Here is a 26,948-nt window from a genome sequence, read left to right on the forward strand (position 1 = left end):
CGCACCATGCTCAGAAATTAGGGCGGGGATTCTAAAGCTTTAGACGTCTGGACGCTAGTACTTCTGTGCAAAAAATCTCCGCCCCTGCCGTAACCCATTAAAGACCATGTGACGCCCCCTGCATAGGCGGCGCCGGCATTTGCCCCTGGCAGTCCTTTGGGCGAAAATAAGCGCGCTTTTTTGGGTCCTCACTCTTATAGGAGACAGCAATGCCGTCCCGTCGCCAGCTTGCCAACGCCATCCGTGCCCTGTCCATGGATGCGGTTCAGAAAGCCAATTCCGGTCACCCGGGTGCCCCCATGGGCATGGCCGATATTGCCGAAGTGCTGTGGAATGACTACCTCCAGCACAACCCCCAGAACCCCGACTGGTTCGACCGTGACCGCTTCGTGCTGTCCAACGGCCACGGCTCCATGCTGATCTACTCCCTGCTGCACCTGAGCGGCTATGACCTGTCCATCGAGGACCTCAAGCACTTCCGCCAGATGCATTCCAGGACCCCGGGCCACCCCGAGTACGGCTATGCGCCCGGCATCGAGACCACCACGGGCCCCCTGGGCCAGGGCATCACCAATGCCGTGGGCATGGCCATCGCCGAAAAGAGCTTGGCCGCCCAGTTCAACCGTGACGGCCACGACATCGTCGACCACTTCACCTACTGCTTCCTGGGCGACGGCTGCCTGATGGAAGGCATCTCCCACGAGGCCTGCTCCCTGGCTGGCACCCTGGGCCTGGGCAAGCTGGTCGCCTTCTATGACGACAACGGCATCTCCATCGACGGCCACATCGAGGGCTGGTTCACCGACGATACCGCCAAGCGCTTCGATGCCTACGGCTGGCAGGTGATCCGCGACGTGGACGGCCACGACGCCGACGCCATCAAGGCCGCCATCGAAGAGGCCCGTGGCGACCTGAGCCGCCCGACCCTGATCATCACCAAGACCATCATCGGCTTCGGCAGCCCCAACAAGGCCGGCAGCCACGACTGCCACGGCGCGCCCCTGGGCGACGACGAGATCAAGGCCGCCCGCGAGTTCCTGGGCTGGGAGCACGGTCCCTTCGAGATCCCCGCCGACATCCAGGCCGGCTGGGACGCCAAGGCCAAGGGCGCTGCCCTGGAGAGCGACTGGAACGCCAAGTTCGAGGCCTACCAGGCCGCCCACCCCGAGCTGGCCGCCGAGTTCGTGCGCCGCATGAAGGGTGAACTGCCCGCCGACTTCAGCGACAAGGCCGCCGCCTATGTTCAGGAGTGCCAGGACAAGGCCGAGAAGGTCGCCACCCGCAAGGCGTCCCAGAACGTGCTGAACGCCTTCGGCCCGCTGCTGTCCGAGCTGATGGGTGGCTCCGCCGACCTGGCCCCCTCCAACCTGACCATGTGGTCCGGCTCCAAGGCGGTCAGCCATGACGATGCCTCCGGCAACTACCTGCACTACGGTGTCCGCGAGTTCGGCATGAGCGCCATCATGAACGGCATCGCCCTGCACGGCGGTTTCATTCCCTATGGCGGCACCTTCCTGATGTTCATGGAATACGCCCGCAACGCCGTGCGCATGGCCGCCCTGATGAAGCAGCGCAGCATCTTCGTCTACACCCACGATTCCATCGGCCTGGGCGAAGACGGCCCCACCCACCAGCCGGTGGAGCAGGTGGCCAACCTGCGCCTGACTCCCAACATGTCCACCTGGCGTCCCGCCGACACCGTCGAGAGCGCCGTGGCCTGGCAGCACGCCGTGGAGCGTAACGACGGCCCCACCTCCCTGATCTTCAGCCGCCAGGGCCTGCCCTGCCTGCCGCGCAGCGCCCAGCAGCTGGCCGACGTGCGCAAGGGTGGTTATGTGCTCAAGGATTGCGCCGGTACCCCGGAGCTGATCCTGATCGCCACCGGCTCCGAAGTGGAGCTGGCCCTGGCCGCCGCCGACGAGCTGAACGCCAAGGGGCGCCAGGTGCGGGTGGTGTCCATGCCCAGCACCGACGTGTTCGATGCCCAGAGCGCCGAGTACAAGGAGGCCGTGCTGCCTTCTGCTGTCACCCGCCGCGTGGCCGTGGAAGCCCTCATCGCCGACTACTGGTACAAGTACGTTGGCCTGAACGGCGCCGTGGTCGGCATGCACTCCTTCGGTGAGTCCGCCCCGGCCGGCGACCTGTTCAAGCACTTCGGCTTCACCGTCGACAACGTGGTGCAGGTGGCCGAAGGCCTGTTCTAAACCCCAGGGGGCAGGCCAAGGCCTGCCCCTTTTTTTACATTCACAAGGAGTGGCATGAAGGTAGCCATCAACGGCTTTGGGCGCATTGGCCGAGCAGTACTGCGCGCACTTCACGAACGGGGGCTCTGGTCGCAACTGGAGGTGGTGGCCATCAACGAGCTGGCCGACTTCGACGCCGTTGCCCACCTGCTCAAGTTCGATTCCACCCATGGCCGTTTGAACGCCGATGTCCGCCTGGAGGGGGACTGCCTGTGGCTGGACGGCCATCCCATCCGCCTGCTCAGCGAGCCCGACCCACAGCGCCTGCCCTGGGGTGAGGTGGATCTGGTGCTGGAATGCACCGGCGTCATTCGCAGCCGCATGCAGGCGGAGGCCCACCTGCGGGCCGGCGCCCGCCATGTGCTGATCTCCAATCCGGCCGACGACGGCGTCGACGATGTCATCGTCTACGGCATCAACCACCGGCGGCTGAGCCCGGATCTGAAGGTGGTCTCCAACGCCTCCTGCACCACCAATTGCCTGGTGCCGGTGATCAAGCTGCTGGACGAGGCCTTTGGCGTCGAACACGGCCTGATCACCTCCATCCACGCCGCCATGAACGACCAGCAGGTGCTGGACGCCTACCAGCCCAATCTGCGCCTGAGTAGGGCCATGAGCCATTCCATGGTGCCGGTGGATACCCAGCTGGGCCGCGGCGTGGGCCGGGTGCTGCCCAAGTTCATGGACAAGTTCGAGGCCATCTCGGTGCGGGTACCGACCCTGAACGTGTCGGCACTGGATCTGTCCCTGGCCATGAGCACGGATGTGGATGCGGCCCAGGTCAACGCCGTGCTGCGGGAGGCCGCTCAGGGCCCTTACCGGGGCATCATGGAATACGACTGCCAGCCGCTGGTCTCCATCGACCACAACCACAATGCCCATTCGGTGGTGGTGGACGGTACCCAGACCCGGGTCACGGACGGGCGCATGGTCAAGCTGCTGCTGTGGTTCGACAACGAATGGGGCTTTGCCAATCGCATGCTGGACACCAGCCTGGCCTGGCTGGGCAAATGAATACCTAGAAGGGGCCCAAGCCCCGAAAAGACTCAAGACACTACGAGGAAACACCATGTCGGTAATCAAGATGATGGACCTGGATCTGCAAGGCAAGAAGGTGCTGATCCGCGAAGATCTCAACGTGCCGGTCAAGGACGGCAAGGTCAGCTCCGACGCCCGCATCCAGGCGGCCCTGCCTACCATCAAGCTGGCCCTGGAAAAGGGCGCCAGGGTGATGGTGATGTCCCACCTGGGCCGCCCCAGCGAGGGCGAATTCGACCAGGCCGCCTCCCTGGCGCCGGTGGCCGAATACCTGAATGGCCTGCTGGACGCGCCGGTGCGCCTGGTGCGCGACTACCTGGACGGCGTCGAGGTGGCCGAAGGTGAGGTGGTGCTGTTCGAGAACGTCCGCTTCAACGTCGGCGAGAAGAAGAACGACGACGCCCTGGCCCGGAAGCTGGCGGCCCTCTGCGATGTCTTCGTGATGGACGCCTTCGGCACCGCCCACCGGGCCCAGGCCTCCACCCACGGCGTGGCCAAGTTCGCCCCCGTGGCCTGCGCCGGCCCGCTGCTGGCCGCCGAGCTGGACGCCCTGGGCAAGGCCCTCAAGGCGCCCCAGCGCCCGCTGGTGGCCATCGTCGCCGGCTCCAAGGTGTCCACCAAGCTGGACGTGCTCAACTCCCTGTCCGGGATCTGTGATCAGATCATCGTCGGCGGCGGCATCGCCAACACCTTCCTGGCCGCGGCCGGCAAGCCCATGGGCAACAGCCTCCACGAAGCGGATCTGATCTCCACGGCCCGTGCGTTGATGGACAAGGTGTCCATTCCCCTGCCCAGCGATGTGGTGGTGGCCACCGAGTTCGCCGAAACCGCCGAGGCGGTGGTCAAGAGCGCCGACGAGGTGGCCGAGAACGAGATGATCCTGGATATCGGTCCCGACAGCGCCGCCGCCCTGGCCGAGCTGCTGAAGTCCGCAAAGACCATCCTCTGGAACGGCCCGGTGGGGGTGTTCGAGTTCGACCAGTTCGGCAAGGGCACCGAGGTGCTGGCCAAGGCCATCGCCGAGTCCGAGGCCTTCTCCATCGCCGGTGGCGGCGACACCCTGGCCGCCATCGACAAGTACGGCGTCAAGGCCGATGTCTCCTACATCTCCACCGGCGGTGGCGCCTTCCTGGAGTTCGTGGAAGGCAAGGTACTGCCGGCGGTGGCCATGCTGGAAGAGCGCGCCAACGGCTGAACAAGGAGGCCGCCCTCACTTAAGTGACGGCGGCCCTTTCTGGTACACTAAGCGAAACGTTTACGGGCGCGGGACGGCGCCCACCCAAGCTACCCTACGGAGACGATACCCATGGCCCTGATTTCCATGCGCCAGATGCTGGATCACGCTGCAGAGAACAGCTACGGCATCCCCGCCTTCAACGTCAACAACCTGGAGCAGATGCGCGCCATCATGGAAGCGGCTGACCACTGTAACGCCCCCGTTATCGTGCAGGCCTCCGCCGGTGCCCGCAGCTATGCCGGCGCCCCCTTCCTGCGCCACCTGATCCTGGCCGCCATCGAGGAATTCCCGCACATCCCGGTGGTCATGCACCAGGATCACGGCACCAGCCCCGCCGTCTGCCAGCGTTCCATCCAGCTGGGCTTCAGCTCGGTGATGATGGACGGCTCCCTGAAGGACGACGGCAAGACCCCGGCCGACTGGGACTACAACGTCGAAGTGACCCGTCGCGCCGTCGAGATGGCCCACGCCTGCGGCGTGTCCGTGGAAGGTGAGCTGGGCTGCCTGGGCTCCCTGGAAACCGGCCAGGCCGGCGAGGAAGATGGCATCGGCGCCGAGGGCGTGCTGGACCACGACCAGCTGCTGACCGACCCTGAAGAGGCGGCGGAGTTCGTCAAGCTGACCCAGGTGGACGCCCTGGCCATCGCCATCGGCACCAGCCACGGCGCCTACAAGTTCTCCAAGCAGCCCACCGGCGACGTGCTGCGCATCGACCGCATCAAGGAGATCCACGCCCGTATCCCCGACACCCACCTGGTCATGCACGGCTCTTCCTCCGTGCCCCAGGAATGGCTGAAGGTGATCAACGACTTTGGCGGCGAGATCCCGGAAACCTACGGTGTGCCCGTGGAGGAGATCGTCGAAGGCATCAAGCACGGCGTGCGCAAGGTCAACATCGACACCGACCTGCGCCTGGCGTCTACCGGTGCCGTGCGTCGTCACCTGGCCCAGAACACCAGCAACTTCGACCCCCGCAAGTTCCTCAAGGCCAGCACCGACGCCATGCGCGATATCGTCATCGCCCGCTACGAGGCCTTTGGCTGCGTCGGCCAGGCCGGCAAGATCCAGCCCATCTCCCTGGATGCCATGGCCGAGCTGTACGCCAAGGGCGAGCTGACCCCCAAGGTCAAATAAGCCAGGCGCTTTGCTTGAGAAAGGGAGCCTTAGGGCTCCCTTTCTTTTTTGGTTCTTCGCACATTAGCGGGGAATAGATGTGAAAACGGCTGGATAGGTTATTGTGATGTCGCCAAACAAAGACACTAACCAACCAGCCGTTTTCGATGTCGCAGCTTACCCTTCCGTTCGAGCTGTGGGAAGGCTTTAGCCCCGACCACATAGAGCAACACGACCAACATCTCACCATTCACCTCAGCCCCAATCGCCCGCCCTGCTGTCGTTGCGGCAAGCTGGCCCAAGCCGTCCACGACACCACCTGGAGAACGGTCGCCGATCGCGCACTGATGGACCATACCGTGACCCTCAAGGTGCCGGTGCGACGGCTTAACTGCCATCAGTGCGGCCGAGGGACCGAACACATCTCCTGGCTGCGTCCCTTCGCCCGTTTGAGCTGCCGTCTGGAACGCTACGCCGAACGCCTACTGGCGTTACTGCCGGTCAAGCAGGTCGGTGAACTGCTGGGGCTGCACTGGCACACCGTGAAGGCCATCGACAAGCGCCGCCTGCAGCGGCAGGTCACCGAGCCCGACTGGTCCCGGTTGCGACGACTGGTCATGGATGAGTTCGCCCTGTTCAAGGGCCACCGCTACGCCACCGTCATCGCCGATGCGGATACCCACCAGGTGTTGTGGATAGGCGAGGGACGCAGTCGCCGCAGCATCCGGCCCTTCTTCGAGCGGCTAGGCGAACGCTGTCAGCAGATCGAGGCCGTGGCGATGGACATGAACACCGCCTTCGATCTGGAGGTGCAGGCGCATTGCCCCAACGCCAGGGTGGTCTACGACCTGTTCCATGTGGTGGCCAAGTATGGCCGGGAGGTGATTGACCGGGTGCGGCTCGACTGTGCCAAGGCCCAGGGCACCGAGCAGCAGGCCCGCCGTCATATCAAGCGTAGCCGCTGGGTGTTGCTCAAAAACGAGGGCAATCTCAATGACAAGGAACGTGGCCGCCTCGAAGCCTTGCTGGCCGCCAACCGTGATCTGATGGTGGTCTACGTGCTCAAGGAGCAGTTGAAGGCGCTGTGGTACTGCCGCGATGAGCAAACGGCCCATCGCCAATGGCGGCTCTGGTGGCAGCAGGTGGAGGAAAGTGGCATCGCGCCGCTGTTGCAGTTCGCCCGTAAGCTAAAACCCTACTTGCCAGGGATAGTCGCTTCCGCCAGCTATCCCCTCCATACCTGCCGGCTGGAGGGGATGAACAACAAAATCAAACTGATGAAGCGGATGGCTTATGGCTATCGGGATCTGGAGTACTTCTTCCTGAAGATAAAAGCCGCCTTCCCCGGAGATCCGCGATGAACCTCTTTTTTTGCGCCCTGAGCAAGGAAAGCCCGCCGGCCCGGTCCTGTTAACAGACTGCCTGGAGGGCCTATGAAAAGCTGGATGAAGTGGGCCTTGCTGGCCCTGGGAGTGGTGATGTTCGCAGCCAATGGTGCCTACCGGGAGCGGGCCGTGCCCTTCGGCCCCGAGCTGCAATGGCTGAACGTGACCCAGCCCCTGACCCTGGAGGGGCTGAGGGGCAAGGTGGTGATCCTGGACTTCTGGACCTACGGCTGCGTCAACTGCATGCACGTGTTGCCGGATCTGAAGAAGCTGGAGCAGAAATACGGCCACAGGTTGGCGGTGATCTCCATTCATTCCCCCAAGTTCGACAACGAGAAACGCCTCAAGACCTTGCAGCGCATCGTCGCCCGCTACGACATCGACCATGCCGTGGCCAACGACGTGGCCTTCAGCCAGTGGCGCCAGTACGGGGTGCGGGCCTGGCCCAGTTTCGTGGTCATAGATCCCGCCGGCCGGGTGGTGGGCAAGACCTCGGGAGAGGGCAGGTACCAGCTGCTGGATCAGGTGGTGGCGGCCCTGCTTGAAGAGTTCAAGGGCAGGCTCGATGAAACACCACTGCCGCTCAAGCCCCTGGAGCTGGCCGAGCAGGGCCTGGCAGCGCCGGGCAAGGTGGCGGTCAGCGACAAGCGGGTGGCGGTGGCCGACACCGGCCATCATCGCATCGTCCTGGCCGATCACCAGGGGCAGGTGCAGGCCATCATCGGCAGCGGCGAGGCCTGTGCCGAGGACGGCGGCTTTGAAGTCAGCTGCTTCCGCGATCCCCAGGGACTGGCCTTCCTTGGCCAGTCCCTCTACGTGGCCGACACCGGCAACCACCTTGTTCGCCGTATCGACCTCAGGAACAAGCAGGTGACTACCGTGGCCGGTACCGGCCAGTTGGGGGGCTATCCCTATCAAGGCGGCCCGGCCCAGGGCACGGCCATCCGCTCGCCCTGGGATCTGGTCGCACTGGACGAGCACAGCCTGGCCATCGCCATGGCCGGCAGCCACCAGATCTGGCGGCTCGATCTCAAGAGGAAACGACTCGAGGTACTGGCCGGTACCGGCCGGGAAGCGCTGGAGGATGGCAGCTTCGAGGCCAGTGCCTTCAACCAGCCGTCAGGCCTGGCGCTGCACGGCGAGCGCCTGTGGGTGGCCGACTCCGAGGCCTCGGCCATTAGGGAGCTCGACTTGAACGGCAAAAGGGTCAAGACCCTGGTGGGGCAGGGCCTGTTCGACTTCGGCCACAAGGACGGCCCCTTCGCCAAGGCGCTGCTGCAACATGCCCTGGGGGTGCTGTGGTGGGATAAAAGCACCCTGTATGTGGCCGATACCTACAACCACGGCCTGAGGCGGCTCGATTTGGAAAAAGGACAGATCAGCACTGTGCCCCTGCCGGACAATGCCCTCAATGAACCCGGTGGCCTGGCCCGGCTGGGGGAGCGGCTACTGGTGGCGGATACCAACCAGGATCGCCTGCTGTTAATCGAGCCGTTGAACGGTAAAATAGCTCCTTTTGAACTCGCTTTTTGAGTTCCAGGTTGATTTTGGCGGCCCTTGGGGCCGCTTTTCCATGGGAGAAAACAATGAAATTGACGTACTGCCTGCCCGTGCTGGCGTTGGTGGCCGTGCCCGTGATGGCCGAAGAAGAAGCCAAGAGCTGGGAAGGGGAAGCCGAGCTGGGCGCCCTGATCACCTCGGGCAACACCAATGAAACCAATATCAAGGGCCGCATCGACGTCACCCATGATATGGAGAACTGGCGTAACAACTACCTGGTGGAGTACTTCAATTCCGAGAAGGAAGAGCAGACCACGGCCGAGAAATACCGCGCTGCCGCCCAGGGTGACTACAAGTTCAATGACAAGGACTTCTGGTTCGTGCGCGGTTCCTACGAGAAGGATCGCTTCTCCGGTTTCGACTTCCAGGCCGTGGCCGCGACCGGTTACGGTAGCCGGGTATGGAAGCAGGACAAGAACTTCCTGGAACTGGCTGGCGGCCTGGGTTACCGCTTCAACAAGCTGGAAATGGTCAATGAAGCGGGTGAAGACAGCGAAGAAGAGTACATCGCCCGCCTGTCAGGCCGTTTTGAATACCACCTGTCCAAAACCGCCCTGTTCAAGCAGGAGATCCAATCCGAGATCGGCCTTGAGGACAACAACGTCATCACCGAGTCCATCACCTCGGTGCAGGCCAGCGTGATGGGCAACCTGGCCATGAAGGTGGCCTACAAGGTCAAGCACACCTCCAAGGTGCCGGCCGATACCGACAAGACCGACACCGAGACGTCCCTCACACTTCTCTACACTTTCTAGGCAAAGCCGGCAAAAGCCGGCTTTTTCATGCCTAGCGGCATCCATTCATTGACTAGGCTTTATCTACTGGGCCCGCCCAGGGGATAAAGGCGAGCGACTCAACAACACCACACTATAACGTCCCGCCTCTTGCTTATTCTGTTTCGATTTTGGGTAAGTGCGCCTCATCAACGAGGGGTGACGTATGCAAGAGCTAACGGTCAATGCCGGTGGAAAACTGGTGATCCTGGACGGCGATGTCTGGGTAAGGACGCAGGAAGGTACCAAGGAATTGCTCTTATCAGGCACCAGGGTCGAAGCGGGCGATGTCCTGCTGTTGGCCGACGGCGCCAGTATTGAGCTTGAGTATGAGGATGGCGGCAGCCTCCACTATGCCAGCAGCCCGGATCTGGGCATGGTGGCGACCGGTGTTGTCGAAACGATAACGGCTCCTGGCTCAGAGTCCTCCCTGACAAGCGAGTCGGAGCAGGCCGAGCTGCAGGCGGCCATTTTGCAGGGCGTTGATCCCACCCAGCTTTTTGAAGCGGCAGCGGCCGGTCCGGCACCGGCGGCGGGAGCGCCGGCCGGCAATGAAGGCGGTGGCTTCGTTGAAGTTGGCCGCACCGGCGACGAAACCATAGCCGCGGCCGGCTACGATACGGATCCCACCCAAGGCGGCGCAGGACAGGCACCACGGGTTGAAGACCAGTTCATCGAGAACGACAACCCCGTAACCATTTCCGGGCTCACCCCCGCCGCTCAAGGCGGGGAACTCAGTGCCAATGAAGCGCACCTTCCCGAGGGCAGCTCTCCCGATGCCGGTGCCCTGGTGGGCAGTGGCTCCTTCAACATCCAGACTCCCGATGGCCTGGACGATCTGGTCATAGGTGGTGTCACCGTCATCGCCGATGGCGTGTTCCTGGGAGGGACTATCGCCACGCCCAGCGGCACCGTCACCATAGTGGCTTTCGACCCGGCCAGCGGTGAGGTCAGTTACCAGTACCAGCTGTCCGACAATGCCTTGCACGATGCCGGCAGTGACAGTGTTTTTGAAACGCTGACGGTGCTGCTTTCGGACAGCAATGGTTCCACGGCTTCGGACCAGCTGGTCGTCCAGATCCTCGACGATATGCCCAGCATAGGTCTGGCCGGTGAAGGCGACGTGCTGGAGCAACAAAGCATTTCCGGCACCTGGGAGCTGGTGGCCGGCGCAGACGGTGCCGAGGTCACCGTGCTCTGGAACGGCAGCGAGTTTGGCCTGGGCGAGGTTATCGACACCGGCGTAGGCCTCTTGACCGTACTGGCAGATGGCTCCTGGACCTTTACCGCCACCAATGACCTGGACAACAGCAATCAGGTAGCCGTGGCGTTTGAACTGCTGACCACGGACGGCGATGGTGACATCGCCCGTGATGGCCACCTCATTCGCATTCATGACGGCACGGATCCCTCAGGTGGAAACCAGTTGCAGCTGGTCGTGGACGAGGCTGAGATCGAGGATGCCGCCCAGGGGGATCTTTTCTTTACCGCCGGCTCGGACACCCTGAGCGACTTCCATTTCATGGCCCCGGAAAACATCGCCATAGATGTCAGTGGCGATCTGATCACCGACCTCACCTGGGTGCTGAGCGAAGACGGCCAGACCATGACCGGCCTCATCAATGGCGAAGCGGCCATCATCCTGACCATCACCTGGTCTGACATAGCGCCGGGTGAAACCGGGCACGTGAGCGTGGCTGCGCAGTTGCTGGATGCCTTCCCCCATCCCGAAGGTGGCGGCAATAACGAGATTGCCGTCTCCGGCATTGTCATCGGCACAGACGTGGATGGCGATGCGGTTTCGGGCACCGTTTCGGTGACCGTCATTGACGATACACCGGACGTGACCCTGGATGGGGCAACCGAGGTCGTCGAAGGGGAGGGAGTAACCGGCAGCTGGGCACTGGATCAGGGCGCCGATGGCAGCACCCTGACCGTGCTGTTTGGCGGCAATAGTTATGCCCTGGGTGAGGCCATAGATACGGGCGTCGGTACCCTGACGGTACTGGCTGACGGCAGCTGGTATTTTGAGGCGGCTCTGGGGCTGGATAACAGCAACCAGATCGCCATGGAATTTTCGGTGCTGGCTACCGACGCTGACGGTGACTTGGCCAGTGACAGTCACCTTATTCGTATCCATGACGGTAGCGATCCCACGGGGGGCAGCCAGCTGGCATTGACCGTTCAGGAAGCCGAGATCGAAGATGCCGCCCAGGGCGACCTCTTCTTTACCGCAGGCTCCGATGCCCTGGGCGACTTCCACTTCATGACACCGGAAAGCATCACCGTTGATGTCAACGGCGATTTCATCGCCGATCTCACCTGGCAGTTGAGTGCCGACGGCCAGTCCATGATTGGCCTCATCAATGGTGAAGCGGCCATTGTGCTGGCCATCGACTGGTCCGAGATTGCCCCTGGCGAGACCGGCAACGTCACGGTGACCGCGCAGCTGCTGGACGCCTTCCCTCATCCGGATGCTGATGGCAACAATGAGATCACCGTCTCCGGCATCGTCATTGGCAGTGACGTGGATGGCGATCCCGTATCTGGAACAGTGTCGGTCACCGTCGTTGACGATGTCGCCATGGCCCAGGATGATGCCAACAGCGTCACCGAAGACGATGCCAACAACCTCATCGATGGCCAGGTGCTGGACAACGACCAGGCCGGTGCCGACCAGGACGCGGTGTTCGTGGACTGGAGCGACGCGGCGGCGGCCATCCAGGCGCTGGCCCCCTACGGCACCCTGGTGCTGAATGGCGACGGCAGCTACAGCTTCGAGCTGGATAACAATGCGGCGGCGGTGCAGGCCCTGGGCGCCGGCGATAGCCTGAGCTTCGACATCGGTTACGCCATGGCCGATGCCGATGGCGATCAGAGCACGGCCACCCTGACCATCACCATCCATGGCGCCGACGACGGCGTGACCCTGGGCGGCCTGGACGGCCCCGAGCAGACGGTGCTTGAAGCCAACCTGGCGGACGGCTCGGCACCTGACAACGGCGCCCTGACCCAGAGCGGCAGCTTTACCTTCACGGCGGCGGACGGCCTGGCCAGCATCAACATCGGCGGCACCACACTGACCCTGGCCGAGCTGCAGGACCTGGGCAACAACCCGGTGAGTATCACCACCGCCTACGGCACCCTGGTGCTGACCGGCTTCGTGGGAGACGCCAGCGGCGGCGAAATCGCCTACGGCTACACCCTGGACGACAACGTCGACAACGACAGCCAGGCCGGTGCCAGCGACGGCAGCTATGTGGACAGCCTGGCGGTGGTGGTCACCGATGACGACGGCTCCAGCGCCAACGCCAGCCTGGACATCACCATCGTCGACGACGAGCCCATGGCCCAGGATGATGCCAACAGCGTCACCGAAGACGATGCCAACAACCTCATCGATGGCCAGGTGCTGGACAACGACCAGGCCGGTGCCGACCAGGACGCGGTGTTCGTGGACTGGAGCGACGCGGCGGCGGCCATCCAGGCGCTGGCCCCCTACGGCACCCTGGTGCTGAATGGCGATGGCAGCTACAGCTTCGAGCTGGATAACAATGCGGCGGCGGTGCAGGCGATGGGTGCCGGCGAGAGCCTGAGCTTCGACATCGGCTACGCCATGGCCGATGCCGATGGCGATCAGAGCACGGCCACCCTGATCATCACCATCCATGGCGCCGACGACGGCGTGACCCTGGGCGGCCTGGACGGCTCCGAGCAGACGGTGCTTGAAGCCAACCTGGCGGACGGCTCGGCACCTGATAACGGCGCCCTGACCCAGAGCGGCAGCTTTACCTTCACGGCGGCGGACGGCCTGGCCAGCATCAACATCGGCGGCACCACACTGACCCTGGCCGAGCTGCAGGACCTGGGCAACAACCCGGTGAGCATCACCACCGCCTACGGCACCCTGGTGCTGACCGGCTTCGTGGGAGACGCCAGCGGCGGCGAAATCGCCTACAGCTACACCTTGGACGACAACGTCGACAACGACAGCCAGGCCGGTGCCAGCGACGGCAGCTATGTGGACAGCCTGGCGGTGGTGGTCACCGACGACGACGGCTCCAGCGCCAACGCCAGCCTGGACATCACCATCATCGACGATGTGCCCACGGCCCAGGACGACGCCAACAGCGTCACCGAAGACGATGCCAACAACCTCATCGACGGCCAGGTGCTGGACAACGACCAGGCCGGTGCCGACCAGGACGCGGTGTTCGTGGACTGGAACGATGCGGCGGCGGCCATCCAGGCGCTGGCCCCGTACGGCACCCTGGTGCTGAATGGCGACGGCAGCTACAGCTTCGAGCTGGATAACAATGCGGCGGCGGTGCAGGCCCTAGGCGCCGGCGATAGCCTGAGCTTCGACATCGGTTACGCCATGGCCGATGCCGATGGTGATCAGAGCACGGCCACCCTGACCATCACCATCCATGGTGCCGACGACGGCGTGACCCTGGGCGGCCTGGACGGCTCCGAGCAGACGGTGCTTGAAGCCAACCTGACGGACGGCTCGGCACCTGACAACGGCGCCCTGACCCAGAGCGGCAGCTTTACCTTCACGGCGGCAGACGGCCTGGCCAGCATCAACATCGGCGGCACCACACTGACCCTGGCCGAGCTGCAGGACCTGGGCAACAACCCGGTGAGCATCACCACCGCCTACGGCACCCTGGTGCTGACCGGCTTCGTGGGAGACGCCAACGGCGGCGAAATCGCCTACAGCTACACCCTGGACGACAACGTCGACAACGACAGCCAGGCCGGCGCCAGCGACGGCAGCTATGTGGACAGCCTGGCGGTGGTGGTCACCGACGACGACGGCTCCAGTGCCAACGCCAGCCTGGACATCGAGATCGTCGACGATCTGCCGGGTGTGACCCTGTCCGGCCCCACCATGGCCATCGAAGGTGGCGCTACCGTGGCGGGTACCTGGAGCCTGAACGAGGGGGCCGATGGTGCCGGCACCCTGGTCTGGTACGACGGCAGCAGCTATGGCCTGGGTGAGGCCATCGACACCGGCAGTGGCATATTGACGGTGCTGGCCAACGGCACCTGGACCTTCGAGCCCGGCAACGGCGCCGCCGACAGCATCGGCTTCACGTTGGAGGCCACCGACGGCGATGGCGATATCGACAGTGCCAGCCACACCATCAATATTGCTGACGGCGCCGATCCACTTGGCGGTGACAGCCTGAGCCTGGTCGTGGACGATGCCGATACCGAAGGAAGCAACACCGACAGCGACGCCGGTACCCTGAGCTTCACCGCCGGCAGCGACGACATCACCGGCTTTGCCTTCGGCAGCACGGCCGGCATCAGCGTCAGTGGCCTGGACGGCAGCCTGACCTGGAGCACGGACGGCAGTGGTAACCTGATCGGCAGCCTGAGCGGCAGCCCCATACTGGTGCTGAGCCTGGTCGGCAGTGCCATTGCCGCCGGTGCCAGCGGCGAGGTAACGGTGACCGCCCAGCTGCTGGACAACCTGCCCCATGATCTCAGCGTGGATAGCCTGAGCATCAGCGGTATCGAGGTGCAGGCCTTGGAGGCGGACGGCGACAATGCCAGCGGCACCGTCGCGGTCACCGTGACCGACGATCTGCCGGAGCTGCAGGTTGGGGATACCCAGGTCGATAACCTGGTCGGCCTTTATACCCGGAACTGGACAGTCGACAGCGGCGCCGATGATTTCAGTACCGATCCGGTCAATACGGTGGATTCACCGGCCGGCATCAATGTCACCCTGCTCGATGATCTGGGGGAAGGCACCCTGACCAGCAGGGAGGATATCTACGACGGTAATGGCAACTACCAGGGAGAAATGCTGACGGTCGAGTTCCAGACGGAGCAGGGCACCGAGACCTTCTTTACCCTGTTTATGAAGGTCGATGGCACCTATGAATTCAACCTGGTCACGCCTAATCCCAGTATTCCCGAGTCGTCAGACTTTACCGACGCCAATGGCGGCAACCAGGCGGAGCTGTGGGCAGAGGATATCCTGCTCTCCAAAAACTCGTCGGATCCGGTGGCGCTGGAAACGGACATTCGCTTTACCACCACAGCCGGCAGCACGGTCAACTCCAGCGTGCCCGGCATAGGGGTGGACAACAATTTCCTCAGCAGTGGTCAAACGCTCTTTGTCGACTTCTTCGACGGCAATGCCGATGGCAACAATGATGGTTTACCGGATTCCGGTGACCAGGACGATGCAACCCATCCGGATGTTGCCAAGGAAATTGATCAGGCCTCCTTTACCTTCCAGCTTAAGGGTAACAACAGCCCCGATGCGGTCATCCGATTCACCTTCCTGGATGAAAATGGTGATCCCTTGCTGGATGGGAATAACCAACCCATCTATGTGGAGCATCTGGTCAGCGATGGTGAGACGGTATCCCTGGATACCCCGGATGGTTTCAGCGGTTTTTATGGTGTCCAGATAGACAATGTCGGCGTCACCGATGTTCGCCTGCTGGGGGCAACCACCTCCAATGAGATCCTGCCGGATGATCAGAGCTTGAACTTCCATGTGGATGTGGTTGATGGCGATGGTGACAGTGCCGGCTCCGATTTCACCATCACCATAGACGAGCCCGACAACGATCTGGCCGCCCTCTACGAGCAGATGTCGCGGATGTCCGCCGAGGACGATGCCGGCCTGACGGTCGTTTCCCTGGCGGAACCCCTGGATCTGTCGGATCTGCTGCAAGGCGAGAGCGCCGGTAATCTCGACCAGTACCTGGACTTTGCCGTGGTGGGCGACGACACCCTGATGGCGGTGGATGCCCAGGGAGACGGCTCAGGTGCCGACCAGGGTTTTGTCTACCAAGATGTTGATTTGCAGGCCATCTACGGAGATGGCGATAGCGACATCATCAGTGGCTTACTGGAGGACGGCCTGCTGATCGTCGATGGTGTCAGCACAAGTACGGCCGGCATCGGGCCGGAGGTGGCGCCGCTGTCGATGGATGTAGAGCATCTGGTCTAGGAGGCGCCATGACAGTCGGCAGGGTGAAGGAGTGGTCCGTCAACCAGGCGGAAACGCCGGACACCCTGCTGGACTGCCTGTTGTGGATCCTGGCAAGGGATGGCAGGCCTTTGTCGCAGCAGGCCTTGACGGCCGGGGTGCCACTGGGTGATGCCGGCTTGTCTCCTGAGTTTTTGCCCGGGGTGGCAGCCAGGGCCGGCTACAGGACCAGGCTGCTCAGGCTGTCCGTCAGTGGGTTGCGTCGCTATCCCATGCCCCAGATCCTGCTGCTCAGCTGAGCATAGTGACTCACAACCAGGGGCGGCTGGTAGTGGAAGGGCCCAAACAGGCCGTGCTCCAGCGCTTGAAAGAGGGCAGGGCATGCTGACCGTGGTGGCTGTCATTACCGGCCAGAAATGGGGACTGGAGCACCCGCTTGGCCCCGTGCTCGGGGCCTCGCAAGAACGATAACAGGGCCAAGAGCTAGGGCGTACGACTTGCGGGGGAGCATCTACACTGTCGATCAATGCGGTGACCGAGATGATGGTGTGAAGACGGTCTGGTTCTGGGCATTGGGTCTACCCTGCCTGCTGTTGGCGGGCCAGGGGAGCTTCGATTTCAACGCCGTCAAACCGCAGCTCATCGCCACCTATGGCCAGGCCGCCGGCCAGCGCCTGGAGGCCTGGCAGGCCCTGCTGAGCGAGGGGAAGGCCCGGTCCGATCTGGACAAGCTGACCGCGGTCAACGACTTCTTCAACCAGCTGGTGTTTACCGACGACAGCCTGCTGTGGGGCAAGCGGGACTATTGGGCGACGCCGTTGGAGTTCATCGGCGTCAATGGCGGTGACTGCGAGGATTTCAGCATTGCCAAATACTTCAGCCTGCTGGAGCTGGGTATTCCCCAGGACAAGATGCGGCTGACCTACGTCAAGGCCCTGCGCCTGAACCAATACCACATGGTGTTGGCCTACTACCCCAGGGACGATGCCTACCCCCTGATCCTCGACAACCTGGATACCGACATCAAGAGCGCCGATCGCCGCAGCGATCTGGATCCCATCTATTCCTTCAACGGCAAGCGGCTTTGGCTCAGCAAGGAAAAGGGCCGCGGGGCCCTGGTGGGGGAAAGCGACCGCCTGAAACTGTGGAGCGAGCTCAACAGGCGTTACCGGATCCAGAACTTCAACAGGCCGCTCATCTCTTTGGAGACATCGCCATGACCCTGTACAGGCAAATACTGCTGCTGCTCAATGCCAGCTTCCTGGCCATTCTGGTCGCGGTATACAGCATCGAACTGACCACCTCCAGGGAGGCCCTGGCGCGGGAGATGGAAAACGATGTCCAGAATGCCGCCACCGCCCTGGGCCTGTCGCTGTCGCCCTACCTGAAGCAGGACGACAAGGCCGGGGTCGATACCGTCCTGCAATCGGTCTTTGATGGTGGCTATTACAGGCGAATGACCCTGGTCTGGCACAAGGATGGCCAAAGGCTGGTCAAGGAAAACGCCCTCCAGGTCTTCGACGTGCCGGACTGGTTCCTGGCCCTGCCGCTGTTTCCTACAGTGAAACAGGAGCAGGTGCTGACCAGCGGTTGGCTGCAGCTGGCCACCCTGACCATAGAGGCCCATCCCGGTGTCGCCTACCAGGAGCTGTGGCGTACCGGCCTGCACCTGCTGTGGACCCTGGGGCTGCTGTACCTGGTGGTGCTGTTGCTGGTCTGGCGGGGGCTTCGCTACCTGATGAAGCCCCTGAAGCAGGTGGCCAGACAGGCCAGGCGCATCAGCCAGCGCCGCTTCGACGAAGCGCTGACCCTGCCCAGAACGGCGGAACTCAAGCAGGTGGTGGTGGCCATCAACGACATGAGCGCCCGCCTCAAGTCCATGTTCGAAAGCCAGGACCAGCAGATCCGGGCGCTGAGGTTGAGCACCCAGGTGGATGCCGTGTCCGGGCTGGCCAACGGTACCCAACTGCGTCTTCATCTCAAGGCCTGGCTGGCCGAAGGTGGTGTCGGCGGCCTTTGCATCGCCGATCTGCGCTGGCTGTCCAGCCTGTACCGCCAGGAGGGCTTCGCCGATCGGGACGCCGTGGTCAGGGAAATTGCCGAGCGTCTGCAGGGGCAGTGCCTTGCAGGCGGCCGCAACCTGGTGGCCAGGCTGGGGGAAACCGAATTCGCGGTACTGCGTGCCTCCCTGACTGGCAGCGAGCTTGCCGCCTGGTTCGAGCAGCTGCGCCAAGTGTTGGCATCTGTGACCCTGTCCCACCACCAGGACGCGGACAGCTGGGCCCTGGCGCTGGTCTGTGGTGGCGGCCAGGTGTCGGTGTCCGAGCTGCTGGCCGAAGCGGACAATGCCCTGCATGTCGCCTGGCAGCAGGAGCCCCATGTCCATGTCTTTGATGAGGCCAGGGACGGGCACCTCTGCCAGAGCACCTGGAAGGAGGCCCTCAGCCAGGCCATCAGCAGCCGCGACTTCCAGCTCCAGTTCCATCCGGCCTGCAGCCTGCAGGACCATCAGGAGCTGCACCGGGAATGGCTGGCGTCCCTGGCGTTGAATGGGCAGCAGTTTGCCGCCGGGGTCTTCCTGCCCTTTATCGAGCAGTTCGGCCTTGGCCGGGAGTTTGATCTGGTCATACTGCGCTCCCTGGCAGACCAGGGGCTGATGTCCGTCGAACGGGAGCATGTGCTCAACCTGTCCCTGGACTCACTGCGGGAACCGGCGGATATGCTGGCCCAGCTGGATCAGCTGCCTCTGGATATCCATATCGGCGTGGAGCTCAGTGAAGATCTGGTGCTGGCCGAGCCGGACGCCAGCCAGCTGTTGGTGCGGGAGCTGAAGCGACGCCATATCGGCTTTGGTGTCGACCATGTCGGGCGTCAACTCAAGTCCCTCAGCTACCTGCACCAGCTGGCCCCGGACCACATCAAGCTGGATCAGAGCCTGGCCTGTTATGACAGGGAGCACCTAGAGCAGCAGGAAGTGGTCCGGGCCCTGGTGCGCATCGCCAAGGGCCTGGGGATCCAGGTCATCGCCACCAAGGTGGAAAGCGAAGATGAACTGGCGTTGCTGAGCCAGATGGGGTTGGATGGCTACCAGGGCTTTATCCATCCACCTCAGTCATCGGAGCAGTGAGATCCCCCTCACGAATTCAGGCCTTGGGGGTAAAAACGGTTGAGCTTGGCAGGCCCTTGAGGTCAAATGCCCGGCTGGGCCGCAACCTATACGACACAAAATGACAACGAGCCCTTATTGTTACCATCAAAAATTCTGTCTCGGCTTGCTACATCCCCGTCACTGGGGCATCTGGTTATTGATCGCCCTGTTGTGGTGCTTCGCCTTGGTACCGGTACGTCCGCGCGACCGCCTGGCCCGGGCCCTTGGCCGCTGGCTGGCCGGCAGCCGGCTGTTGAAAAAGCGCCGGCGAATACTGCTGACCAACCTCAAGGCCTGTTTCCCGGAAATGACCAGGGATGAGGCGGAACAACTGTTCGTTGGCAATGTCCAGGCCTTCTGCCAGACGGTGTTGTCCCTGGGGGAGCTCAGCTGGCGCAGCTTCGAGCATATCCAGTCCCGGGTCGAGATCCGCGGCCATGAAAACCTGGAAGCGGTGCTGGCCAACCGAGGTCCGCTCATTTTCCTGACGCCCCATACCTTTGCCCTGGACTGGGCGGCCAAGAAGCTGATCCTCAATGGCGTGCCGCTGTGCAACATCTTCAAGCCCACCGGCAATGACGTATACGACTACATGATGTACCGCCAGCGCATCCGTGGCGGCGGTAGCCAGTTCGAGCGTGGCTCCGGCATGTGCGCCATGGTCAAGAGCATCCGCGGCGGCCAGCCCTGTTTCTACGTGGCCGACGAGGATCATGGCTTGGAGAATTCGGTGTTCGCCCCCTTCTTCGCCACCGAAAAGTGTACCCTGCCGACCCTGGGCCGGCTGAGCCGGGCGGCCAAGGCCAAGGTGTTGCCGGTGATCTGCGGCTATGACGCCGAGCAGGCCCGTTTCGTGCTGCATGTCCTGCCGGCCCTGGAACAGGTGCCCCAGGAGGAGCTTGCCTCGGCAACGGCCATGAACCAGGCCTATGAAGAACTGATCCGGCTCTGCCTGCGGGACTACATGTGGTCGCTGAGGCTGCTCAGGAACCGGGATGGTTCCAGGCCCTATGGGGCCGAGCCCGAATTCGACCGATAAAAAAAAAAGCCGGCTGATGCCGGCTTTTTCTCTGCCTCAGGCTCAGTGCAGCAGCCGTACCCTTATGGTGTGCTCTATGCTCTTGAGCTGCTCCAGGGCCTCCTCGGCCTGGCCGGTATCCACGTCCATGACCACGTAGCCGATGTGCTTGGAGGTCTGCAGGTACTGGGCGGCGATGTTGATGCCGCGCTCGGCAAAGGCCTGGTTGATGCGGGTCAGCACCCCGGGCTGGTTGTGGTGGACGTGCAGCAGGCGAGAGCTGCCCTCGTGGGCCGGCAGGCTGACCTCGGGGAAGTTGACCGCCGACAGGGTGGAGCCGTTGTCGGAGTACTTGGCCAGTTTCTGGGCCACTTCCACACCGATGTTGGCCTGGGCCTCCTGGGTGGAGCCACCCACATGGGGGGTGAGGATCACGTTGTCGAAGCCTTGCAGCGGCGAACGGAACTCGTCTTCGTTGGACTTGGGCTCTTCCGGGAAGACGTCGATGGCGGCGCCGGCCAGGTGCTTCTGGTCCAGGGCCATGGCCAGGGCGTCGATGTCCACCACCGTGCCACGGGAGGCGTTGATGAGGATGCTGCCGGACTTCATCTGTTCCAGCTCGGCCTGGCCCATCATCATCCGGGTCTGGGGCGTCTCGGGCACGTGCAGGGACACCACGTCGCTCTGGGCCAGCAGCTCGCCCATGCTGTTCACCTGCTGGGCGTTGCCCAGGGCCAGCTTGGTTTCGATATCGTAGAAGCGTACCTTCATGCCGATGGTCTCGGCCAGCACTCCCAGCTGGGTGCCGATATGGCCATAGCCGATGATGCCCAGGGTCTTGCCCCTGGCCTCGAAGCTGCTGTTGGCGGTCTTGAGCCAGACGCCTCGGTGGGCGGCGGCGCTCTTGGCGGGTATGCCCCTAAGCAGCAGCAGAATTTCCCCCAGCACCAGCTCGGCCACGGATCTGGTGTTGGAGAAGGGCGCGTTGAAGACCGGGATGCCGCGCTTCTCACAGGCTTCCAGGTTCACCTGGTTGGTGCCGATGCAGAAGCAGCCCACGGCGCAGAGCCTGTCGGCGGCGGCGACGATCTCCTCGGTGAGCTGGGTGCGGGAGCGGATGCCCACGAAATGGGCATCGGCGATCTTGGCCTTGAGCTCGTCTTCGGGCAGGGAGGTCTTGAGGTACTCGATGTTGCTGTAGCCCTGGGAGCGCAGGCTCTCCAGGGCGCTCTGGTGAACCCCTTCAAGCAGCAGGAAACGGATCTTGTCTTTGTCGAGGGAAAACTGGTTCATGGCGCGCCCTTGAGTTATTGCTCTAGAAAACGTTTTCGTATCATCGGTGCCAAGGGCAGGTCAAGCCTGCCCTGGTGTCACGACAGAGTCTGGACGCCTTCGGGGCTGCCCACCAGCACGGTATCGGCGCCGCGGGCGGCGAAGAGGCCGTTGGTGACCACGCCCACTATGGCGTTGATGCGGGTTTCCAGGGCTACCGGATCGGTGATGGCCAGGTTGTGTACATCCAGGATCAGGTTGCCGTTGTCGGTGACCACACCTTCACGCCAGACCGGATCGCCGCCCAGCTTGACCAGCTCCCTGGCCACGTAGGAGCGGGCCATGGGGATCACTTCCACCGGCAGCGGGAATTGGCCCAGCACCTCGACCTGCTTGCTCTGGTCCACTATGCAGACGAATTGCTTGGCGACGGCGGCGACGATCTTCTCCCGGGTCAGGGCGGCGCCACCGCCCTTGATCATGTGCTTGTGGGGGTTGATCTCGTCGGCGCCGTCCACATAGACGGACAGCTCGGAGACGCTGTTGAGGTCGAACACCTCGATGCCCAGGGCCTTGAGCTTCTCGGTGGACGCCTCGGAGGAGGACACCGCGCCTTCGATGTCGTGCTTGCGGGTGGCCAGGGCGTCGATGAAGTGGTTGACGGTGGAACCCGTGCCAACGCCGACGATGCTGCCTTCCTCAACGTACTCCAGGGCGGCCCAACCGACCGCCTTCTTCAATTCGTCCTGGGTCATGACATTGCTCTCTGATGGGTATTGGGCGCCATTATATCAGCGCCGGAAACGTTTGACCCCGCCCGGGGTGACAATGATTTCCAGCGGCTGATCCCAGGCTTCCACCGGCACCGCATCCACCTGCTGGCAGTCGTGGGCCAGGCCGATGATATGGCCCTGGTAACTGGCCAGGGTGCGGTCGTAGAAGCCGCCGCCCATGCCCAGGCGGTTGCCGGCATCATCGAAGGCCACCAGGGGGGTGAGGATCACGTCCAGTGTGGCCAGTGGCCAGATCCTGGTCACATCCAGGGGCGGCTCGGGAATGTTGAAGCGGTTGAAGGTCAGCTCGCCATGGGGGGCATGTTCGAGGAACAGCAGGTGGCCCTTTTTGAAGGGGTGCAGCACCGGCAGGCAGCAGCGCTTTTGCCGCTCGCCCAGGGCGCTCTGCAGCGGCGCCGGATCCAGCTCGCCGTCGTTGGCCAGGTACAGGGCCAGGGTGTTGGCCCGCTGTACTTCCGGAAGGGACAGCACCTGTCTGGCCACGGCCCGGGCCGCGTCCCTTTGCTGGCTCATCGAGAGTTGGCGGCGTCGTTGCCGGGTCAGTTGGCGGAGCTGTTGGCGGTGATCCATGGGAAAGGTGCCCCGAAGTGCCGTTGCAGGCGCTGCCCTTGAACCCTGAGGTTCAAGGCGGGTGCTTGATCGCCACCGTAGGCTTCTCAGTACAGGCTGAGCCTGCTCAGTAGCGGCGAGGAAAACACCCTTAGGTATGGATATCGGCTCAGGGACTTAACCCGCTGACGCACACTCCAGGGACTTATTCGGTTGTTTTGCCGATCAGGGCCTGCTCTATGGTGTCCTGCAGGACCTTGATCTTGCGATCCATGGCTTCAGCATACTCACGGCCGCGCCCCTCGGCAAGCAGCAATTCATGGCTGAGATTCAAGGCCACCAGGGTTAGCAGTTGCTCACGATTTTGCAGGTCGGCCTTGCTGCGCAGATCCAGCAGGCGGCTCTCCAGATTGGCGGCAGCGGTGCGCAGGGCATCTTCCTGACCTGGGGGACAGGCCACATGGTGGCGGCGTCCCAGTATCACGATGTCGACGGCATCGGCTGTCATCCATTTCTCCTGCTGGTGATAGCGGTCGGGCCCTTGGCAAACGAGGGCCGCGACTATAAAGATTGCCCCGGACTGGATCAAGCCCTTGGCATTTCAGGCTGTGTTAGGATAGCGCCAAAGCGCTTTCGAGAATATGAATATGAGCCAAACCGCCAATCTTGCCTCCTATGGCGAGCTGATGGATCTGCTGGAAAGCCACCAGCTCACCACCACCCCGGCCGAACTGCACGGCATCCTCACCGGCCTGCAGGCCTGTGGCCTGGACATGGACGCCAAGGGCTACCAGGGCCTGGTCCAGGATCTGGTCAACAACAGCCAGCCGCTGGCGGCGCCGGTGCTGGAACAACTGAGCCTCTGTTATGAGCAGATCCGCCAGCAGCTGGCGTCCGCCGAATTCGCCCTGGAGCTGCTGTTGCCCGAGGAAGAGGCGACCCTGGCCGAACGCACCCGGGCCCTGACCCAGTGGGCCCAGGGCTTCCTGGCCGCCTACGGCGTTCAGGCCGGCGGCAGCAAGGTCTCCGCCGACGTGGAAGAAGCCCTGGCGGATCTGGCCGAGATCGCCAACCTCTCCGACGACGTGGACGAAGACGAGGAAACCGAGGCCGCCTTCATGGAAGTGGAGGAATACCTGCGGGTGGTGGCCATGCTGGTCTTCAACAGCCTGGGCCGCCAGCCCAAGGCGTCCCAGAAGACCCTGCACTGAGGCCGACGGTCGGAAAGCGAGACAATGGCGCACAGAGATACTGATGTCGTGATCCTGGGGGGCGGCATGGTGGGGGCGACCCTGGCCTGGGGCCTGAGCCGCCAGCACCCCGACTGGACCGTCGACGTGGTCGAGCTGGTGCCGCCCCGGGATGAACTCCAGCCCAGCTTCGACGACAGGGTCATCGCCCTGTCGGCGGGCTCCGTCGAGGCGTTAAAAGAGCTGGCCCTGTGGCCCGAACTGGCCAAGCTGGCCCAGCCCATCCACCATATCCATGTTTCCGAGCGCGGCGGCTTCGGCCAGGCCCAACTGCACCGCCAGGACTACCGGGTCGATGCCCTGGGCCAGGTGCTGGCGGTCAGGGACATGGGGGCTCTGCTGCACAAGCGCCTGGGCGACAGCGGGGTACGCTGGCACTGCCCGGACAGCCTGGAGGCGGTGGAGCAGGGTAGCGACGGCCACGCATTGACCCTTAAGAGCGGCACTCGCCTTCATTGCCGCTTGCTGGTGGTGGCGGAAGGGGGCAATTCCCCGGGCCGGGCCAGGCTGGGCATAGGCCACCAGGTTCAGGACTATCACCAGACCGCCATCATCGCCAACATACAGACCAGCCAGCCCCATGACGGCTGGGCCTATGAACGCTTCACCCCGACCGGTCCCCTGGCGCTGCTGCCGATGACCGAAGGCCGGATGAACCTGGTGCTGTGCGTACGCCCAGAAGAACAGGAACAATTGCTGGCCCTGCACAGCGACCAGTTCGCCCGGGAGCTGCAGCGCCGCTTCGGCTGGCGCCTGGGCGCCATAGAAGCGGTGGGCCTGCGCCACGCTTATCCCTTGAAGCTGATCACCGCCGATCAGATCCGCGGCCACCGCTCGGTGATCCTCGGTAATGCCGCCCACAGCCTGCACCCCATCGCCGGCCAAGGCTTCAACCTGGGCCTTCGGGATCTGGTGGATCTGCTGGCCTGCCTCAGGGACCAGGACGATCCCGGCCATTACCAGGCCCTGGCCAGGTGGCAGGCCAGGCGCGAGCCCGATCTGCGCCGCACCATAGGCACCACAGACGGCCTGGTGTCCCTGTTCGCCAACGACTGGGCCGGCCTCAAGTTGGGCCGCAACCTGGGGCTGTCGGCCCTGCACCACCTGCCCGCCCTCAAGGAAAAGCTGGCCTGGCAGATGCTGGGATGGAGAAGCTGATGCAATTGAATGAAACCGATGCGCTGGTGGCCGCTGCCGGGTGCCGGCAGGGGAGCTGGAGAAGCCGATGCAACTGAATGAAACCGATGTACTCATTAACAGTGCCGGTATGCAATTGGGTGCTGCCTGGCGGCAGGGAACCTGGAGAGACTGATGCAACTGAATGAAACCGATGTGCTGATCAACGGTGCCGGCATGGTCGGTGCCGCCCTGGCGCTGATGCTGGCCAGGGGCGGGCTCCGCGTCACCCTGGTGGACGGTGTAGAGCCCAGCAGCGACTTCGACGCCATTGCCGATACCAGGGTCAGCGCCATCTCCGACGCTTCCCGTGCCCTGCTGGAGGGGCTTGGCGCCTGGCAGCATATCGAACGTACCGGCCCCTACGCCGACATGCATGTGTGGGAGCAGGACAGCAGCGCCGCCATCCATTTCAGTGCTGCCGAGATCCAGGCGGACCTCCTTGGCCACATCGTCGAGAATCGCCAGATCCAGCTGGCCCTGTGGCGGCAACTGCGCCTTGAGGCCAATGTCAGCCTGATCTGCCCGGCCAGCCTGGCCAGCTTCGCCCGCTCCGAACAGCATCTGCTGGCCACGTTGGACAATGGCCAGCTTGTCAGTGCCAGGCTGCTGGTGGGCGCCGACGGTGCCCATTCCCGGGTCCGTGAGCTGGCCGACATGCCCGTCAGCTTCCGCGACTATGGCCACCACGCCCTGGTGGCCACGGTGCAGACCCAGGAACCGCACCAGCACACCGCCTGGCAAGTCTTCAAGCCCCTAGGACCTTTGGCCTTGCTGCCGCTGTGGCAGCAGGATCAGTGCTCCATCGTCTGGTCCACCACGCCGGAAGAAGCCAAGGCGCTGATGGCCCTGGACGACGACGGCTTCAACCAGCGTCTGCGCCTGGCCTTCGACAACCGCCTGGGCGCGACCCGGGTCCTGTCCAAACGCCAGTGCTTCCCGCTCAGGGCCCGTTTCGCTCGGGACTTCGTCCAGGAGCGCATCGCCCTGGTCGGGGACGCCGCCCACACCATACATCCGCTGGCGGGGCAGGGGGTGAACCTGGGCTTCAAGGATGCCATCGCCCTGGCCTCCCACCTGCTGTCGGCGCGGGCGCTGGATAAGGATCCGGGCAGCCTCAAGGTGCTGGCCCCCTACGGCCGCGAGCGCAAGACCGATGCCCTGGCCGTATTGGCCGCCATGGGCGCCCTGAAAAACGGTTTCGTCAGCGGCAATCCATTAGTCAAATTTGCAAGAAGGCTGGGGCTTTCCGGGGTCGACAGGCTGCCGCCGCTGAAACGGCTTTTTATCGATGAAGCAAGGGGTAAGGCTGCCCTTGCCGAGCTGGACAAGCTGGCATCTTCGCATAAGATTTTTTCATGATCCCCGGCGGCTTTCTCAAAGCCGCCTCAGACTGTATAATTCCCACCCAGTCAGGGCCCCTGCGGCCTC

19 protein-coding genes and 1 other RNA gene are annotated in these 26,948 nt (G+C 63.4%); 15 read left to right on the forward strand and 5 right to left on the reverse strand.

Features of this window, described 5'->3' with window-relative positions; genetic code table 11:
* Positions 1-209: 209 nt before the first annotated feature.
* From tkt to WDB71_RS02255, 12 genes are all read left to right on the forward strand, one after another.
* Positions 210-2,204, forward strand: coding sequence for a transketolase (gene tkt / locus WDB71_RS02200; RefSeq protein WP_341503016.1), 1,995 nt, complete (start codon positions 210-212; stop codon positions 2,202-2,204).
* A 54-nt stretch (positions 2,205-2,258) separates the two neighbouring features.
* Complete coding sequence (locus WDB71_RS02205) at positions 2,259-3,257, forward strand: glyceraldehyde 3-phosphate dehydrogenase NAD-binding domain-containing protein (RefSeq protein ID WP_341503017.1); 999 nt, start codon at positions 2,259-2,261, stop codon at positions 3,255-3,257.
* 55 nt (positions 3,258-3,312) lie between these two features.
* On the forward strand, positions 3,313-4,476 hold the full coding sequence (locus WDB71_RS02210; RefSeq protein WP_341503018.1) for a phosphoglycerate kinase: 1,164 nt from the start codon (positions 3,313-3,315) through the stop codon (positions 4,474-4,476).
* Between the two features lie 111 nt (positions 4,477-4,587).
* A complete protein-coding gene (fba, locus tag WDB71_RS02215) occupies positions 4,588-5,652 on the forward strand; it encodes a class II fructose-bisphosphate aldolase (RefSeq protein WP_341503019.1) in 1,065 nt (354 codons plus the stop codon).
* A 146-nt stretch (positions 5,653-5,798) separates the two neighbouring features.
* On the forward strand, positions 5,799-6,992 hold the full coding sequence (locus WDB71_RS02220) for an ISL3 family transposase (RefSeq protein WP_341501879.1): 1,194 nt from the start codon (positions 5,799-5,801) through the stop codon (positions 6,990-6,992).
* 72 nt (positions 6,993-7,064) lie between these two features.
* The gene (locus tag WDB71_RS02225) at positions 7,065-8,549 is read left to right on the forward strand and encodes a thioredoxin-like domain-containing protein (protein ID WP_341503020.1); all 1,485 of its coding nucleotides are present in this window, start codon (positions 7,065-7,067) and stop codon (positions 8,547-8,549) included.
* A 53-nt stretch (positions 8,550-8,602) separates the two neighbouring features.
* Entirely contained in the window at positions 8,603-9,331 is a 729-nt protein-coding gene (locus tag WDB71_RS02230; RefSeq protein ID WP_341503021.1) for a DUF481 domain-containing protein, read from the forward strand.
* A 184-nt stretch (positions 9,332-9,515) separates the two neighbouring features.
* Positions 9,516-16,331, forward strand: coding sequence for a retention module-containing protein (locus WDB71_RS02235; RefSeq protein ID WP_341503022.1), 6,816 nt, complete (start codon positions 9,516-9,518; stop codon positions 16,329-16,331).
* An 8-nt stretch (positions 16,332-16,339) separates the two neighbouring features.
* Positions 16,340-16,609, forward strand: a complete 270-nt coding sequence (locus tag WDB71_RS02240; RefSeq protein ID WP_341503023.1) for a hypothetical protein — start codon at positions 16,340-16,342, stop codon at positions 16,607-16,609.
* Positions 16,610-16,858: 249 nt separating this feature from the next.
* Positions 16,859-17,530 (forward strand): transglutaminase-like cysteine peptidase, encoded by a 672-nt coding sequence (locus WDB71_RS02245; protein WP_341503024.1) that lies wholly within the window; start codon positions 16,859-16,861, stop codon positions 17,528-17,530.
* Entirely contained in the window at positions 17,527-19,437 is a 1,911-nt protein-coding gene (locus WDB71_RS02250; RefSeq protein WP_341503025.1) for an EAL domain-containing protein, read from the forward strand. Before WDB71_RS02245 ends, WDB71_RS02250 begins: the two co-directional genes overlap by 4 nt.
* Before the next feature lie 145 nt (positions 19,438-19,582).
* Entirely contained in the window at positions 19,583-20,497 is a 915-nt protein-coding gene (locus WDB71_RS02255; RefSeq protein WP_341503026.1) for a hypothetical protein, read from the forward strand.
* Between the two features lie 42 nt (positions 20,498-20,539).
* On the opposite strand, the gene serA is transcribed toward WDB71_RS02255, so the two are convergent.
* The 5 genes from serA to zapA all read right to left on the reverse strand — a co-directional run bounded on the left by serA (position 20,540) and on the right by zapA (position 23,599).
* On the reverse strand, positions 20,540-21,769 hold the full coding sequence (serA, locus tag WDB71_RS02260) for a phosphoglycerate dehydrogenase (protein WP_341503027.1): 1,230 nt from the start codon (positions 21,767-21,769) through the stop codon (positions 20,540-20,542).
* A gap of 77 nt (positions 21,770-21,846) precedes the next feature.
* Entirely contained in the window at positions 21,847-22,503 is a 657-nt protein-coding gene (gene rpiA, locus WDB71_RS02265; protein WP_341503028.1) for a ribose-5-phosphate isomerase RpiA, read from the reverse strand.
* 36 nt (positions 22,504-22,539) lie between these two features.
* Positions 22,540-23,055 (reverse strand): 5-formyltetrahydrofolate cyclo-ligase, encoded by a 516-nt coding sequence (locus WDB71_RS02270; protein WP_341503029.1) that lies wholly within the window; start codon positions 23,053-23,055, stop codon positions 22,540-22,542.
* Positions 23,056-23,117: 62 nt separating this feature from the next.
* Positions 23,118-23,298, reverse strand: a non-coding RNA gene (ssrS, locus tag WDB71_RS02275) — 6S RNA.
* Positions 23,297-23,599, reverse strand: coding sequence for a cell division protein ZapA (gene zapA, locus WDB71_RS02280; protein ID WP_341503030.1), 303 nt, complete (start codon positions 23,597-23,599; stop codon positions 23,297-23,299). The genes ssrS and zapA overlap by 2 nt, the downstream gene beginning before the upstream one ends.
* A gap of 139 nt (positions 23,600-23,738) precedes the next feature.
* Here zapA and WDB71_RS02285 point away from each other — a divergent pair, with 139 nt between their 5' ends.
* The 3 genes from WDB71_RS02285 to WDB71_RS02295 all read left to right on the forward strand — a co-directional run bounded on the left by WDB71_RS02285 (position 23,739) and on the right by WDB71_RS02295 (position 26,879).
* Positions 23,739-24,302 (forward strand): UPF0149 family protein, encoded by a 564-nt coding sequence (locus tag WDB71_RS02285; protein ID WP_341503031.1) that lies wholly within the window; start codon positions 23,739-23,741, stop codon positions 24,300-24,302.
* A gap of 24 nt (positions 24,303-24,326) precedes the next feature.
* Positions 24,327-25,499: a 2-octaprenyl-6-methoxyphenyl hydroxylase gene (gene ubiH / locus WDB71_RS02290; protein WP_341503032.1), complete on the forward strand. Its 1,173-nt coding sequence runs from the start codon at positions 24,327-24,329 to the stop codon at positions 25,497-25,499.
* 153 nt (positions 25,500-25,652) lie between these two features.
* Complete coding sequence (locus WDB71_RS02295; RefSeq protein WP_341503033.1) at positions 25,653-26,879, forward strand: UbiH/UbiF/VisC/COQ6 family ubiquinone biosynthesis hydroxylase; 1,227 nt, start codon at positions 25,653-25,655, stop codon at positions 26,877-26,879.
* Positions 26,880-26,948: the final 69 nt, after the last annotated feature.

It is taken from the genome of Gallaecimonas sp. GXIMD4217, assembly GCF_038087665.1.
Lineage (GTDB): Bacteria > Pseudomonadota > Gammaproteobacteria > Enterobacterales > Gallaecimonadaceae > Gallaecimonas.